This window comes from Rhizobium freirei PRF 81 (assembly GCF_000359745.1).
Lineage (GTDB): Bacteria > Pseudomonadota > Alphaproteobacteria > Rhizobiales > Rhizobiaceae > Rhizobium > Rhizobium freirei.
This window is the reverse complement of sequence record NZ_AQHN01000054.1, coordinates 129,105-144,798: the sequence shown is the minus strand read 5'-3', so window position 1 is coordinate 144,798 and position 15,694 is coordinate 129,105. Positions and strand designations below refer to the sequence as shown.

Annotated in this window: 12 protein-coding genes; 8 read left to right on the top strand and 4 right to left on the bottom strand. The window is 59.2% G+C overall.

The annotated features are described in order from the left end of the window. Window positions 1-28: 28 nt before the first annotated feature. The 4 genes from RHSP_RS09365 to RHSP_RS09350 all read right to left on the bottom strand — a co-directional run bounded on the left by RHSP_RS09365 (window position 29) and on the right by RHSP_RS09350 (window position 4,459). Complete coding sequence (locus RHSP_RS09365; protein WP_004115356.1) at window positions 29-838, bottom strand: mechanosensitive ion channel family protein; 810 nt, start codon at window positions 836-838, stop codon at window positions 29-31. A 121-nt stretch (window positions 839-959) separates the two neighbouring features. Further along, window positions 960-2,420: a sensor domain-containing diguanylate cyclase gene (locus RHSP_RS09360; protein ID WP_051074060.1), complete on the bottom strand. Its 1,461-nt coding sequence runs from the start codon at window positions 2,418-2,420 to the stop codon at window positions 960-962. A gap of 180 nt (window positions 2,421-2,600) precedes the next feature. Next, window positions 2,601-3,050: a manganese-binding transcriptional regulator MntR gene (gene mntR, locus RHSP_RS09355; protein ID WP_004115351.1), complete on the bottom strand. Its 450-nt coding sequence runs from the start codon at window positions 3,048-3,050 to the stop codon at window positions 2,601-2,603. A gap of 98 nt (window positions 3,051-3,148) precedes the next feature. After that, window positions 3,149-4,459 carry an Nramp family divalent metal transporter gene (locus tag RHSP_RS09350; protein WP_004115348.1) on the bottom strand — a complete coding sequence of 437 codons (1,311 nt, stop codon included), beginning with the start codon at window positions 4,457-4,459 and terminating at the stop codon, window positions 3,149-3,151. A 556-nt stretch (window positions 4,460-5,015) separates the two neighbouring features. Here RHSP_RS09350 and RHSP_RS09345 point away from each other — a divergent pair. The 8 genes from RHSP_RS09345 (at window position 5,016) to RHSP_RS09300 (ending at window position 15,689) form a co-directional block, all read left to right on the top strand. Then, window positions 5,016-6,950 (top strand): methyl-accepting chemotaxis protein, encoded by a 1,935-nt coding sequence (locus RHSP_RS09345; RefSeq protein WP_004115347.1) that lies wholly within the window; start codon window positions 5,016-5,018, stop codon window positions 6,948-6,950. 728 nt (window positions 6,951-7,678) lie between these two features. Next, window positions 7,679-8,671, top strand: coding sequence for an MsnO8 family LLM class oxidoreductase (locus tag RHSP_RS09335; protein WP_004115345.1), 993 nt, complete (start codon window positions 7,679-7,681; stop codon window positions 8,669-8,671). 25 nt (window positions 8,672-8,696) lie between these two features. Beyond that, complete coding sequence (locus RHSP_RS09330; protein ID WP_037150805.1) at window positions 8,697-10,046, top strand: LLM class flavin-dependent oxidoreductase; 1,350 nt, start codon at window positions 8,697-8,699, stop codon at window positions 10,044-10,046. 15 nt (window positions 10,047-10,061) lie between these two features. Next, entirely contained in the window at window positions 10,062-11,261 is a 1,200-nt protein-coding gene (locus tag RHSP_RS09325) for a M20 aminoacylase family protein (RefSeq protein WP_037150803.1), read from the top strand. A gap of 8 nt (window positions 11,262-11,269) precedes the next feature. Further along, on the top strand, window positions 11,270-11,818 hold the full coding sequence (locus RHSP_RS09320) for a GNAT family N-acetyltransferase (RefSeq protein ID WP_004115336.1): 549 nt from the start codon (window positions 11,270-11,272) through the stop codon (window positions 11,816-11,818). Window positions 11,819-11,858: 40 nt separating this feature from the next. Further along, window positions 11,859-13,637 carry an amino acid ABC transporter permease/ATP-binding protein gene (locus RHSP_RS35840; protein ID WP_004115333.1) on the top strand — a complete coding sequence of 593 codons (1,779 nt, stop codon included), beginning with the start codon at window positions 11,859-11,861 and terminating at the stop codon, window positions 13,635-13,637. A gap of 91 nt (window positions 13,638-13,728) precedes the next feature. Then, entirely contained in the window at window positions 13,729-14,673 is a 945-nt protein-coding gene (locus RHSP_RS09305; RefSeq protein ID WP_004115330.1) for an ABC transporter substrate-binding protein, read from the top strand. 77 nt (window positions 14,674-14,750) lie between these two features. Beyond that, entirely contained in the window at window positions 14,751-15,689 is a 939-nt protein-coding gene (locus RHSP_RS09300) for an ABC transporter substrate-binding protein (RefSeq protein ID WP_037150781.1), read from the top strand. Window positions 15,690-15,694 lie beyond the last annotated feature (5 nt).

The window sequence follows — 15,694 nt, the reverse complement described above, 5'->3', positions numbered from 1 at the left end:
TGTCAGCATGAACCCGTCGGTGCGGCCGTTACTTCATCGGGATATTGGCCTCGGCAAGCTGGGTCAACAGCTTTGAGATGACGTCACGACGGGTTGCCGTCCACGACGAAGTTGCCGTCCAATATTCGATCTTCAGCACGGCCTGGTCGGCTGAGAGATCGTCCGGATAGACGACGGGCGCCGGGTCACTTTTGACGCGCTGATCGGCTTTGATCACGTCGAAAATGGTCTTGCGTGCAAGCTCCAGGTCGGCACTGCTGCCGATGGTAATCGAAAGTTCCTGCCGTCGATCGGGCTCGCGACTGTGATTGAGGATAGGCGTGTTCCAAAGCGTGGAGTTCGGCGCCATGAGATAGAGGCCGTCCGCCGTCCTCATCTCCGTTGCAAAGAGCCCAATCTCCTTGATGAAGCCTTCAGCATTGGTCGTTTCGATATATTCGCCGACCTGAAACGGCCGCAATATCAACAGCATGATACCGGCGGCAATATTCTGAAGCGTTTTCTGGAGCGCCAGGCCGATTGCGAGGCCGGCAGCGCCGAAAGCAGCGATGATGGAGGCTGTCTGGACGCCGAACTGCCCAAGCACGGTAATGAATACCAGGATAAGCAAGCTGTAATGCAAGACATTCTGAAAGAAACTTGCCAGTGTTTCGTCGATGCCACGGATGCGCGAGATGACGCGATAGGCCGAGCGGCTGACGATGCTGGCGAGGATCCAGCCGCCGATCAAGAGAATGATCGCGCCGAGGATAGTAAAGCCATAGTGAACCGCAAGTGTGGAGGCCTGATCCAGTGCGGTTCGAGTGGCGACGACGACGTTGGTCGCTTGATCTTCCATTTCAAAACTCCATCTTTTCCGGGAGGCCAAATGAGAAGCCGCAGCTTTTGTTCCCGCTTGGCATACGCTCCGGGATGGGTTGTTCAGTCAGCCGTAGCGACAGAAATATAGGGCTCTGCCGTCAGACACGATGCCTTGCGTGAAGCGCGCCGACGCTGGCGGCATAATGCGCTTTCTTGTGCTCATACATTCCAAGATCCGCCCGCTTGACCATGGCTTCGATGGTTTCTCCCTGCTGACTTGTCGCAACGCCGATCGCAACGCTCAGCGGGGAGCTGGAATAGAACTGATTGTTGATCTTCAGCAGTTCGTTGATGGTGTCGACCATGGCGGCGGCGGCGATTTCATCCGCCCGGGGCATGAGGACGGCAAACTCGTCGCCACCGATCCGGGCGGCATGATTTGGCTGGGACACGACGCTGTTCAGCACCTCTCCCATGCGTCGCAGCAGGGAGTCGCCGGCATCGTGCCCGCTCTCGTCGTTGGCCTCCTTCAGGCCGTTGAGATCGATGATGATGGCCGAAACCGGCCGCAGGGATTTGCGTTCCAGCCTGTTGATCTCATCCATGTAGAAGGCGCGATTATAGAGCCTAGTCAGGACATCGTGCTTGCCGAGATATTCGAGATAGGCTTCGGCCTTCTTTCGGGCGGTAATATCGGTCAGCGCCACCTGCACCAGCGACCAGTCATGTTCGTAGCCGGGGAAGACCGAGAATTGCAGGAGAACGTGACGTTCGGACCCATCGAGAGCATAGTTCAGCACTTCGCGCTGATGGAACAGCCGCTCGTTCCACAGTTCCAGCAGCTGCCCGCGAAAATGCTTCTCCATATCGTCGCGAAACACTTCGCCGATGCGTTGATGCAGAGTTTGCCGATCCGGTGCGCAGAACAGATCAAGTGTCGCCTGGTTGACATCGAGCACGCTGATCTCGCTCATGCATTGCTGGACGAATTCCGGGTGTACGTCGAGGAAGACCTGGAAATCGACGATGCCTCGCTGCCGTATTCCGTCGAGCAAGATCTTGATGCGGCTGAAATCCTCGACCCACAGCGACACCGGCGAATGTTCGAACATTCCCTCCGCATAGCGGCGCTGGCGCTCCTCCTGTCGCCGCGCTTCCTCGCGCGCCGTCACGTCTTCCGTGGTCAGCAGCAATCGGTCCCAGGAGGCTTCGTGCCCCGGCAGGATGACGCCACGAAGCTGGATATCCAATCTGCGGCCGCCCAGCGTATAATTGATTGCCGTGCCGGAAAATTCCGTCTGTCCGTCCCAAAGGGCGGCCAGTTCATTCACATGGCTTTGGAGCATCTCGCCACGGAAAATGTTGCAAAGTCCGCCGACCAGCGTGTCGAAGGATTGCGCCTCGAAAAGTTCCAGCGTCTTCGCATTGACGGCGAGAACCCGGATCTTCTGCGAGCAGGCTGCGACGCGCTGCAAATCCGCGGCCAGGAAACAACGTAAATCCGTTACCCCTTCGCTCTTCCAGAGTTCGAACTGCGCTTTGACGCCGCTGAAGTCTTCCAGCCACATGGCAACCGGGGCGAGGTCGAATACGGTGGAACTAAATTCCTGGGCGTTCATCATGATTCCCTGCGCCGGTAATAAAATCAGTATGCCAAACACAACACCGGCGGTTCGCTAAAGTCTGCTTAGCGAAGATTTGTAAAGCTTGCGTTGATACTGGCTGGTCGGTCAAGCCAGACCGTTGCCGGCGCGCTATTTTCAGTTCACTCTTGTTGAGAATGTGCCAAAAATGGCGCTTTAGGCCTTCAGAAAGCGCTCGAAGGCTTCCAGCGTTTTCTCGCTGACATGATGTTCGATGCCCTCAGCGTCGTTTCTCGCCGTGTCGGGGTCTACCCCGAGACGGCAGAGGACGGCTTCCACGACCTGGTGGCGCCGCCGCGTGGCCATGGCCAGGCGGTGTCCTTCGTCCGTCAGGAAGACTCCGCGATAAGGGCGCTGGGTGATCAGATTTTCCTCAGCCAGCCGCTTGAGCATTTTGGCGACGGTCGGTTGGGTTACCCCCAGCCGCTGCGCAATATCGGTCTGACGCGCCTCGCCGGCGTGTTCTATCAGATCCGCTATAAGCTCGACGTAATCCTCCATGAGTTCCGTACGTCGGTCATCGCGGCTTTTCTGAAACGCCTCGACATGCGTCTCGACCTCTGTCGAAGCGAGTCGGCTTTCCGGGGCGGCAGGTGGTTTCGTCAAGGCTGTATACCTTCACATGATTAAGAGTCGTGTGATTGATATTTAGCCTCGCCTATAAATAATGCAACACCGTTATGAAATCCCAATAGCCTTAGCGGTCAGCCGTTGCTGAGCCCTGGGATCGGAATGCCGAATGTCTGCAGAAGCAGGATCGCGTTCAGACCGAGGATAACGATCGTCCCGACGATGGCGGCGATGTCGGTCAGCCGGCCGTTGGCGAAATTGCCCATGATGGCGCGGCTGCGGGTGAACAGGACGAGAGCGACCATCGGAATCGGCAGTGCAAAGGAGAGGACGACCTGGCTGTAGACGAGCGCTTCGGTGGTATTGACGCCCATGAGGACCACGACGAACGCCGGCAGCATTGTCACCAGCCGGCGCAGCCAGACGGGAATACGAAAGCCGACGAAGCCCTGCATGATCATCTGCCCGGCCATGGTGCCGACCGCCGAAGACGAGATGCCGGAGGCCATCAGCGAGATGAGGAAGATGCTCGCGGCGGCGCCGCCGAGCAGGGGGGTGAGGGTGTGATAGGCGCTTTCGATCTCTGCAACGTCGAAATGGCCGGTGTGGAACGCGGCCGAAGCCATGATCACCATGGCCATATTGACTGCGCCTGCGACGGCAAGCGCGATCACACATTCCCAATTGGAGAAGAACACGAGCTTGCGCCGCTCATTGTCGTTTCGCCCCGGAGCGCGATGCTGGGTAAGGCCGGAATGGAGGTAGACGGCATGCGGCATGACCGTCGCGCCGATAATGCCGACGGCGATCGTCAATGCCGTGGAATCCGGGATCGAGGGCAGGATCGTGCCGAGGGCTACCTGTCCCCAGGCAACCGGCGCGATGAACATCTCCGCGATGTAGCAAAGGCTGATGATCGCAACGAGCCCGCCGATGATCAGTTCCATCGGTCGGAAGCCGCGTTTCTCCATCAGCAGAATGCCATATGTCACCACTGCCGTAACTATCATACCAACGATAAGCGGCATGTGGAAGAGCAGCGACAAGCCGATCGCGCCGCCCAGGAATTCGGCAAGATCCGTTGCCATGGCCGCGACTTCGCTAACGACCCACATCGCGTAGCGAATGGGCGCCGAAAATTGGTCACGACAGAGCTCGGCAAGATTGCGGCCGGTGACAATGCCGAGTTTTGCCGAAAGTGCCTGGAAGAGCATGGCGATCAGGTTTGCCGCCAGCACGACCCACAGCAGGGAATAGCCATAGCCGGAGCCTGCCTGGATATTGGTCGCGAAATTGCCCGGGTCCATATAGGCGATGGAGGCAATGACCGCCGGACCGGCAAAAAGAAGGAAGGACCGGAAACCTTTGCGCCGTCCGGCCAAAACTTCCCTGATCTGCGTATCCGTACGTTCCGACAGTGTCTGTCGGACAAGCGAGTCTGTCATGGGGCTTCTCCAGCTCGTCGAGAAAACATAGCTTGGGCTAAATTTATGTCAATATGCCATTATTGAGAGTTGCTGCTAATCTTCAGTACGATCGGCAAAGGCTGAAGAGGGTCGTTGGCTGTGCGAAGGCGCAAGTTGGGCGATCTTGCGTCTCAATGGATGAGTGGAAAAATAAATTCAGGTTGAGTTTGAATAAAGTATAACTATTTACTTCTTGATTGTTTTTGCGCAATATAGCATCCTAAAGTATAGTATTTTATCGCCAAGGTCGAATATTTATCGTAAAAATTGAATTTGCATTTAAATGCAATCAGCGATTATCGTTTATTTATTTCTTTTAATATTCAGTTTTTATCATAAATAAATTTATGTAATATCTAACTATATTAACCGTTTCGTCAGGCTATCGTGGTGTTCTCTTGTCGCAGCGCTGTTAGCGGTGAGCAGGACGCTCTTTTTCTGCGATGCTCCCGATCCCAAGGCAGGCAATCATCGACGCTGGCGCTCATTTCAGCGTGCGCGCGATTGTCGGCTCTTCATCAAGGGCAGGCACTTCATGTCATTTCTGCAAAATGCCAAAATCAGGACGAAAGTACTCTCCATCATAATCCCGATCTGTTTGATCGGGATCGCCGGTGTCCTTGTTGTATCGAGCCAGTACAAGGACACTGTTGCCACCTATTCGGATTTTATTTCGAAGGACAGCGCGGCGGCTGTGGAGATGTCGAGGGCCAGCCAGCGGGTAACGGCACTGAGCTATAATGCCTACCAGATCCTGGTCTATAGCTCGAAAGATCCGGAAATGGCGAAGTTCTCGAAGAACTATGAGGAGAACAGGAAGGTTCTTCTCGAGCGATTCGCGAACGTCAAGCAGATGATGCCGGCGGAAGCGGATGCCGTGGATAAGCTTGCGACCAAGGCCAACGATATCATCGCACTGACGGACAAGGCGGTGAAGGCAGGACTGGTCGATGAAAATGACACAGCTTCCAAGCTCCTGAAGCAGGCGGATCCGCTGATCGACGCCGAGGTTGTCGCGGTTCGCCAGTGGCTGGATACGTTCAACAAGACCATCAATGCTAAGAGCGATATGCTCGACCAGCGCGCGGCCAATACCATTACCGATGCGCTGATTGCGCTCGGCGTCTTGTTCGCCGCTGCAATTCTCATCGCAATTCTCGTTTCCGCCCGTGGCATCACCACTCCCATCGAGCGGTTGCGTGCCCGCATGGCGTCTCTGGCCAATGGCAACACGGATGAGCAGATCGCCGGCATCGGGCGTCACGACGAAGTCGGCCAGATGGCCGCCGCTGTCTCGGTCTTCCGTGACAACGCGATCGAACGCATCCGGCTGGAGCAGGAAACCGCCGCTGGCCGGAGCCTCTCGGAGAAGGAAAGGCTCGAGCGCGAAGCGCAGAAGGCCAAGGACGCTGCAGATGCGCAATTCGCCGTCGACAGCTTGGCGAGCGGCTTGGCCGAGCTTTCGAACGGCAACCTGGTGTATCGCATTGAGAAGTCCTTCGTGGCTCATCTCGACCAGCTGAGGACGAATTTCAACACGTCGATGGCAAAGCTCGAGGAAACGTTGCGCGCCGTTGGGCAGGGCGGCCAGGCCATTGCAGCTGGCGCCAGCCAGATCCGCTCTGCGGCCGACGATCTCTCAAAGCGTACCGAACAGCAGGCAGCCTCCGTCGAGGAGACCGCTGCAGCGCTGGAGGAAATCACCACCACCGTCAAGGATTCCACCCGCCGGGCAGAGGAAGCGAGCTCGTTGGTTGGGCGCGCGCGGATCGGTGCCCAGAAGTCCGGTGAAGTCATGCGCGAAGCGATTGCCGCCATGGAAGCGATCTCGAAGTCATCCAGCGAGATCAGCAACATCATCGGCGTCATCGACGATATTGCTTTCCAGACCAATCTGCTTGCCCTCAATGCCGGGGTGGAAGCGGCCCGCGCAGGCGAAGCCGGCAAGGGGTTTGCCGTTGTCGCCCAGGAAGTGCGGGAACTCGCACAACGTTCGGCCAAGGCGGCCAAGGAGATCAAGGCGCTGATTTCGACGTCCGGCCAGCAGGTCGACAGCGGCGTCGATCTTGTCACCAGAACGGGGCAATCGCTTCAGCAGATCGTCAAGGAGGTGGAAGAGATCGATGGCAATGTCCGCGCCATCGTCGAGGCTGCGCGCGAGCAGGCGACCGGGTTGCAGGAAATCAACACTGCGGTCAACACTATCGACCAGGGAACGCAGCAGAATGCTGCCATGGTCGAGGAATCCACCGCCGCCAGCTACAGTCTTGGCAAGGAAGTCTCGGCATTGAACGACCTCCTTGGTCAGTTCGCTGTTCAAGGCAGCCGCAGCCAGGCGCGGCCCGCCGCCGTGACGGAGCAGTCCAGCCCCGCCGCTTCGCCGGCGCGTTCGCTACGGGCCAGGATTGCCGGCGCCTTCGGAGGCTCCGGTGGAGCTGCGGCGGCAACGACGTCGTGGGAAGAGTTTTGATCTTGCCCATGCAGAGCGGCCAATAAGCAATTGGCCGACCGAAAATCTGAGATCGCGGCCAGAGTGGCCGCGATTTTTGCGAGCAAGATAAACCTCCACCTTCGGTGGAGGACTGCACGAGTTCTCAATCTCTCATCTTTACCGCCGCAATCGGAATGCCCGTCACCGGCGATGAGGCTGCAACCCATGGATAATGTCCGTACGCAGGTTCCTTGGCGTTTTCGTTAGGAGGCCAGGTACGGCGGAGGGGACCGTAGCCGAGAAGACGAGCCATACTGCGGGCGATCTCCGGATCATGCCCCTGCAGGACTTCACAACCTCTCAGAAGCCCTTGAAACTGCGCCCGCAGATCGCGCTCCCGGATCGCGTCTTTCTTCCCGATTAGATCGAGACCGCGCTCGGCAATTGAATCTTCGAGCTTGAACCGAGTGAGCGGCGCAATCGCCCGTCTAGTGATTGGTGCGTAGTTGTCGGCCGCTTTGGCTGCGAGCCATCAAAATGCGGCCTTTTGGCGATATGTGACCTTTCTAAAGGCGCAAGTTGTCGCCTAACCCCAGTCTGGTGACATTTGTTGCCGCCCCATCCACTCATATGATCAACTGCTTATTTTTTCCGCTTGCGGCCGAACAAAAAGAACACTGTTTCTTAAATTCCTTAAAATCTATGCTTTTTATAGACTATAGCGTCAATGGTCGGCATTGGCGCAAATAGGAATGAAACGGAACGGCATGTCTTATCTTCTCAGCCTTCTCGACAAGAGCCCGATCGGGCAGGGGCTTAGCGCCACCGATGCACTCGGTGTCACGACGCGATTGGCCGTCAGAGCCGAAGAGCTCGGCTATCACCGCTTCTGGGTTGCCGAACATCACAATATGGCGAACCTTGCGAGTTCGGCGCCGGAAGTGCTGATCGCCTATCTCATCGCCAGAACCTCGAAGATCCGTATCGGCTCCGGCGGCGTGATGCTGCAGCACTACAGCGCCTACAAGGTTGCCGAGGCGTTCAATCTTCTGGCCTCGCTCGCGCCTGGCCGCATCGACCTTGGTGTCGGCAAGGCGCCGGGCGGCTTCCCATTGTCGACGCGTGCGCTACAGGTCGCCATCGACCCCCAAAAAAAGCCGAGCTTTGCCGAGCAGCTTTCCGATCTCAATCGCTATCTCGCTGCCGATTCAGACTCCGAAGGTGTCCTTGCGGCACCCTTTCCGCCCCGTCCGGCAGAGCGCTTCCTTCTCGGCGCCAGCGTTGAGAGCGCTGAGCTTGCGGCCGAAAAAGGTTGGACGCTGGTTTTTGCCGGTCATCTGAACGGCGATCCTGAAAACCTGCGTAAGACCTTCGAAGCTTATGAGCGTGCGACGGGTGGCAAGGTTCCGATCCTGGCGCTGGCTGCCTTTGCTGCCGAAAGCGAGGCCCATGCCCGCGAGCGTGTCGGCCAGCTTCGCATAGTCAGGCTTTTCCTGCCGAACGGCCAGACTGTCAATGTCGGCAGTCAGGAACAGGCGGCGGAATACGCCCGCCAGGCCGGCGTCACTGATTATCGCACCGAAGAGAAGGTGCCGAGCGTCCTGCATGGCACGGCTGCTCAGATTCGCGCCGAACTCGACACGCTGCATCGCAGCTACGGCGTTGAGGAGTTCGTACTCGACACACCGGCGCTGACAGCGGCCGAGCGGCTCGCCTCGATCGAATTGCTCGCCAAAGAGCGTCTTTCCCTCGTTGCCTGAACGGCCTGTCCCAGGAGGATCAATCATGGCTCAGAAACACGTCACTTTCGGTATCATGCTGCAGGGTCCGGGCGGTCATATGAACGCCTGGAAGCATCCGAGCGTCCCGGCCGATGCCAGCACCAATCTGGACTTTTTCGTCAGGACGGCCCGCAAGGCGGAGGAGGCCGGCGTTGCCTTTGCCTTCGTCGCCGACGGGCTCTACATCAATGAACAGTCGATCCCGCATTTCCTCAACCGGTTCGAGCCGCTGACGATCCTTTCGGCGCTTGCCGCCTATACGACGAAGCTCGGTCTGGTTGGTACGGTTTCGACATCCTACAGCGATCCCTTCACCATCGCCCGCCAATTCGCCTCGCTCGACCTTATCAGTGGCGGCCGCGCCGGCTGGAATGCCGTGACCTCGCCGCTGGAAGGTTCCGGCCGCAACTACAGCCGCGAACATCCCGAGCATGAGCTGCGCTACGAGATCGCCGACGAATATCTCGATGCCATCAAGGGCCTGTGGGACTCCTGGGACGACGATGCCTTCGTGCGGGACCGTGAAGCGGGTGTCTATGCCGACAAGACCAAGCTGCATCGCCTGAACCACAAGGGGCGTTTCTTCCGCATCGAAGGCCCTTTGAACATCAGCCGCTCCAAGCAGGGGCAGCCGGTCGTGTTCCAGGCCGGCGCCTCCGATTCCGGCATCCGGCTCGCCGGCAAGCACGCCGATGCCGTCTTCACCAATGGCGGACCGCTCGAAGATGCCAAGGTGTTCTACAAACAGGTGAAGCAGAGCGCGATCGCGCATGGCCGCAGCGCGGCCGACGTCGGCATCTTCCCGGGCATCGGTCCGATCGTCGGTGCGACGCAGGAGGAGGCGGATACCAAATACCGGCAAATCCGCGATCTCGTCACCATCGACGAAGCATTGGCCTATCTCGGCCGCTTCTTCGATCATCACGATTTCCGCGCCTATCCGCTGGATGAACAGTTCCCCGATCTCGGCGATATCGGCCGCAACAATTTTCGCGCCACGACCGATCGCATCAAGAAGACTGCGCGGGAAAAGGGCCTCACCTTGCGTGAAGTCGCCCTCGATGCGGCAACGCCGCGCACCTCCTTCATCGGAACCGCCCAGCATATTGCCGATGAAATCATCCGCTGGGTGGACGAGGAAGGTGCTGACGGCTTCATCCTTGGCTTTCCGGTCATCGGCGAAGGCTTCGATGATTTTTCCAAGCATGTCCTGCCGATCCTCACCGAGCGCGGCTATTTCGATCCGCAGCTGAAGGGCGAGACGCTCCGCGACCACCTTGGCTTGCCGTTCCGCGAAAGCCGCTATGCGGCGCAATCCGATCAGATCGAACCCGCAAAGGCCGTTGGCGCCTGAGCCCGGACGATCACGATGAACGCCATCATCAAGGCTGATTTGATCAACGACCCTATCGAGAGGGGCATTGCCGTCCATCTCGATGAAATCATCGCGCTGCGCCATGACCTGCACCAATATCCCGAGCTCGCCTTTCAGGAGCATCGGACTGCCAAGAAAGTAGCGTCGCTGCTTGCGGATTGGGGCTATGAGGTCGCAACGGGCATCGCCGGAACCGGCGTTGTCGCAACGTTTAAGCGGGGCGATGGGCAGCGCAGCCTCGGCATTCGTGCCGATATGGATGCGCTGCCCATTGAGGAGGCGACCGGGCTCGATTATGCCAGCAGCAATCCCGGCGTCATGCACGCTTGCGGCCATGATGGGCACACGTCGATCCTGCTCGCTGCTGCCCGCTATCTCGTCGAAAGCGGTAGTTTCAGCGGTACGCTTCGATTGATTTTCCAACCCGCCGAAGAGATAGGCGCAGGTGCCCGCAAGATGCTGTCGGAAGGGCTTTTCGAGCGCTTTCCGGTCGATGCTGTCTTCGGTCTGCATAATTGGCCCGGAGTCCCAACGGGGCAGTTCGGCTTCGTTGCAGGCCCCGCGATGGCTTCGGTCGACCAGGCGGTCATCAAGATCGTCGGCCAGGGCGGGCACGGCGCCGAGCCGCATCGCGCAGTAGACCCCGTGCTGGCGTCTGCCTCCTTCATCACGGCGCTGCAAAGCGTTGTATCCCGCAACATCGATCCGCAGGACATGGCCGTTGCAACGGTCGGCTCCATTCATGCGGGTTCCGCGTCGAATGTCATTCCCGAAAGTGTCGAGCTGAAGCTCACCATGCGCGCTTTTAGCGAACAGGTGCGGGCAAAGCTTCAGGAGCGCATACCGGCGCTCGCCCAGGCGCAGGCCGAGAGCTTTGGTGCTGTGGCCGACGTCAATTACCGCCTCGGCTTTCCTGCCCTAGTCAATCATGTCGATGAGACCGACTTCGCGCGAAGCGTCGCCCTGCAGGCGCTCGGGCCAGCGGCCGTGGTCGCGGATTTCCGGCCGCGGACGGCCAGCGAGGATTTCGCCTTCATGCTGGAGGCGAAGCCCGGCAGCTATCTCTTCGTCGGCAATGGCGACAGCGCCCCGCTGCACAGCGCCCAATACAATTTCAACGACGCCATCATCGCGCCCGCTGCCCGCTACTGGGTGCGGCTCGCCGAAACTTTCCTTGCGGATGACCACAGGTGACGAACGACATGAGCGATACGTTTCTCTACACGACCACGTTAGATCCCCGCGCCAAGCCGCTGATCGATGAGCTGATTTTCGAATATGACAGCCGTTACGGCACCTATTTCAACGCCGACGGTGCGGCCGCTGAGCTGAACCGCTATCCGCCGGAAGCCTTTGCGCCACCGCACGGCAACTTCCTGCTTCTGCTGCGCGACGGGGAGACAATCGGTGGCGGCGCTTTCAAGCACTATGACGACCGGACCGCGGAATTCAAACGTATCTGGACGCGGCACGATCTGCGGCGTCAGGGGCTGGCGCGCAAGCTGCTCGTGGAGCTGGAGTTGCAAGCCGCGCGCCAGGGCTATGAGCGCATCTATCTGACCACCGGTTTTCGCCAGCCCGAGGCCGTGGGCCTTTATCTGAACAATGGATACACGGCGCTATTCGACACATCGGTCGATCCGGAAATCTACAAGAGCCTGCCTTTCGAAAAGGACGTCAGCCATCTGGCGCTGTCCTATTCCCCCGAGACGTCCGGGTCGCAGCAGCGGTTGGCCGTCGCCGGGAGATGACGGCGGAATGAAGCAACGACAATCATAAGGGGCAAGCATCATGGCACTGACGACGGATTTTGCTGATATCAAACCGGCCGCTGAAACAAGTGAAGCGAAGACGGATTACGCACGCTATCGCATCGTGGCGGCTCGGCATCCCGGCCGTACCGCGGGGACGATCTTTGCGGCATTGGTTCTCGCCGCCGTTCTCTATTCCACCTTCACCAATCCGCGCTGGGGATGGGGTGTGTTCGCGGATTGGTTTTTTGCCGAACCGGTGCTTGTTGGTCTCGGCAGGACGCTGCTTCTGACGGCGCTTGCGGCCGTTTTCGGCTCCGTTCTCGGAACGGTTTTGGCTCTGGCGCGCGTGTCGAAATCGCCGCTGCTGTCCAGTCTCTCCTGGGGCTATATATGGTTGCTGCGTTCGATCCCGATGATCGTGTTGCTTCTGGTTCTCAACAATCTCGGCTATCTCTATGAAACTATTGCTATCGGTGTGCCGTTTACCGACAAGGTCCTGTTCAATTACCCGACAACGCAGCTTCTGACGCCCTTTGCAGCGGCCTTTCTCGGGCTGACGCTGAATCAGTCGGCCTTCTTTGCGGAAATCGTTCGCGGCGGCATCCTCTCGGTCGACCAAGGGCAGCTGGAAGCAGCCGCCGCGCTCGGCTTGCCGCGCCGGCGCCAGGCGTCCCGCATCGTGCTGCCGCAGGCCATGCGCTCGATCCTTCCCACAGGCTTCAACGAGATCATCGGTCTCGCCAAGAGTACATCCATGGTCTACGTGCTGGCCCTGCCGGAACTCTTCTACACGGTACAGGTCATCTACCGCCGCAATCTGGAAGTCATTCCGCTGCTAATGGTGGCGACGGTCTGGTATCTCGTCATCATGACGGTCCTGTCGGTCATCCAGCACTATATCGAGCGCTATTTTTCCAAGGGCGCGGTGCGCAATCCGACGCCGTTGCCCTTCCAGGCATTTTTCCAGCGCTTCCGCCGACCGCTGCCCGTGGCTGCCGTCGCGGCCGATAGTTCGAGGCTTGCGACCTTTCGGAGTGCGGCCGGTCTTCGTGCCAAGGGTGGAGCCGTGCGCATCCATGGAATTTCGAAGAGCTTCGGCACGCTGAAAGTTCTCGACAATATCGAACTCAACCTAACGGCCGGCAGCGTGACGGCCATTATCGGCCCGTCGGGTTCGGGAAAGTCCACTCTGCTGCGTTCCATCAATCATCTCGAGCGCGTCGATAGCGGTTTCATCTCGGTGGATGGCGAGCTTGTCGGCTACACCCAGAAGGGCGAGGTGCTCTATGAGCTGAAGGAGAAGGACATTCTGAAGCGCCGCACCGACATCGGCATGGTTTTCCAGAGCTTCAATCTCTTCCCGCACCTGACCGTTCTGGAAAATCTCATCGAGGCGCCGATCCAGGTGCGTGGCGTCAGCCGGGAGGCGGCGGTCGCCTTCGCGCAGGAACTGCTCGCCCGGGTCGGCCTCGGCGACAAGATCGACGCCTATCCCCGTCAGCTTTCCGGCGGCCAGCAGCAGCGTGTCGCGATTGCCCGCGCCTTGGCGCTGAGGCCGAAGGTTCTTCTCTTCGACGAGCCGACCTCGGCTCTCGATCCCGAGTTGGTCGGCGAGGTGCTCGACGTGATCAAGGAGCTTGCCCGCACCGGTACGACCCTTGTGATCGTCACGCACGAGATCGGCTTCGCCCGCGAAGTCGCCGACACGGTCGTCTTCATGGAGGGCGGCCATGTCATCGAGGCCGGCGCCCCGGCGCAGATCCTCAACGATGCGAGGCATCCGCGTACGCGCGAATTCCTCGCCAAGGTTCTCTAGCAGACCCAAGCTGGTGAAAAATGCCGAGCCCCGGCGGCATTCGGACAATAACGACAATCGCAACAACCTAAAGATGAAATGGAGAAGGGACATGGCATTCTTTGATATAGCGAAATATGTGCTGGCGGGCGTTATCACGGCAGTCGCCATGAGCTGCGCGCCGGCCGGTGCGGCCGAAAAATTCAACCTGAGCCCCGATACGTCCAATCGTGTCAGGGCAGAGAGGGACGAAGCCGCCGTCAAGGCCATTGCGTCCGGCTTCAAGTTCGTCAATCCCGGCAAGTTCACGGTGGCCATCAATCCTTGGGATCCGCCGATCACCACCTACGCCACCGATGCGAAGACCGTCGTCGGCGCCGATCCCGATATCGCGCAGTTGATCGCCGACTCCCTCGGCCTGAAGCTTGAGTTGGTGCCGGTTGCCTGGGAAGATTGGCCACTCGGCGTTTCTTCCGGCAAGTATGATGCCGTCATCTCCAATGTGACGGTCACCGAGGAGCGCAAGCTGAAATTCGATTTCTCCACCTACCGAAGGGATGTGCTCGGCTTCTACGTGAAGGCCGACAGCAAGATCACCGAAATCAAGGAGCCCAAGGATGTCGCGGGTCTCAAGGTGATCACGGGAGCCGGCACGAACCAGGAGAAGATCATTCTCGAATGGGACCGGCAGAACGTGGCGGCCGGCCTGAAGCCGATCGAGGTGCAGTATTTCGATGACCGCGCCGCCGCCGATCTAGCCCTGCAATCGGGTCGCGCCGATGTCGAGTTCAATCCGAATGCGACACAGGCCTATAAAGCCGCCATCAACGGCACAAGGAAGCTTGTCGGCACCGTTTCGGGAGGTTGGCCGATAACAGCTGAAATCGCCGTTACGACGAAGAAGGGGGCCGGGCTTGCCGATGCGCTGACGCTTGCCCTCAACGATCTGATCAAGAGCGGCAAGTATGGCGAGGTGTTGAAGCACTGGAGCCTGAATGCCGAAGCCGTCGATCAATCCAAGACCAACCCTGCGGGCCTGCCGAAGAGCGGTTCGTGATGTTGGCCGGGCGGATCGGCGCCGGTGGGGCCTGTGCCGGTCCGCTCCCATCCTTCTGCCATGGAGATACAATTTCAGTGACGATCCTTCCTGCCTTCAGAACCACGCTTGCAGCGTTTGCGGCGGCCGCCTTGATCGGCTTTGCTCCCGCGGGAGCGGCCGAAGACTTTGATCTTAGTCCCGAACAGCCGGGACGTGTCCATGCGACCAAGAACGAGGCGGCGATTGCCGCCATCTCCAAGGACTTCAAGTTCGTAACGCCGGGCAAATTCACCGTGGCCGTCGCTCCCGGCGGACCGCCGCTTGCCACTTACGCGACAGACGCAAAGACGGTCGTCGGTGCTGACCCAGATTATGCTTCCGCCGTTGCCGATGCGCTCGGATTGACGCTGGAACTCGTCCCCGTTGCCTGGATCGACTGGCCGCTCGGCCTGACATCGGGCAAATACGACGCCGTCATCTCCAACGTCGGCGTCACCGAACAGCGCAAGGAGAAGTTTGATTTCTCCACCTATCGCCAGGGCCTGCACGGGTTTTTCGTGAGGACCAACAGCACCATCGCCGCCATCAGGGAGCCGAAGGATGCGGCGGGACTGAGGATCATCGTCGGCGCAGGCACGAACCAGGAGCGCATCCTGGTAAAGTGGAGCGATGAGGACGTCAAAGCCGGGCTGAGGCCGATAGAGCTGCAATATTACGACGACGATGCAGCGAGCCTGTTGGCGCTCCGTTCGGATCGTGCCGACGTCATCGTGCAGCCGCACGCACAACTCGTCTATATCGCTGAGCGCGACAAGAACATCAAACGCGTCGGCACTCTGAGCGCCGGCTGGCCGGATCGCTCCGATGTTGCGATCGCCACCCGCAAGGGAAGCGGCCTTGCGGCCGCGCTCACGGCTGCGACGAACGGACTGATCAAGGACGGCACCTATGCCAGGATCCTCGATCACTGGCACCTCGCGGAGGAAGCGCTGCCGCAATCGGAAACCAACCCGCCCGGCTTGCCGAAGTTTTGAGGAGA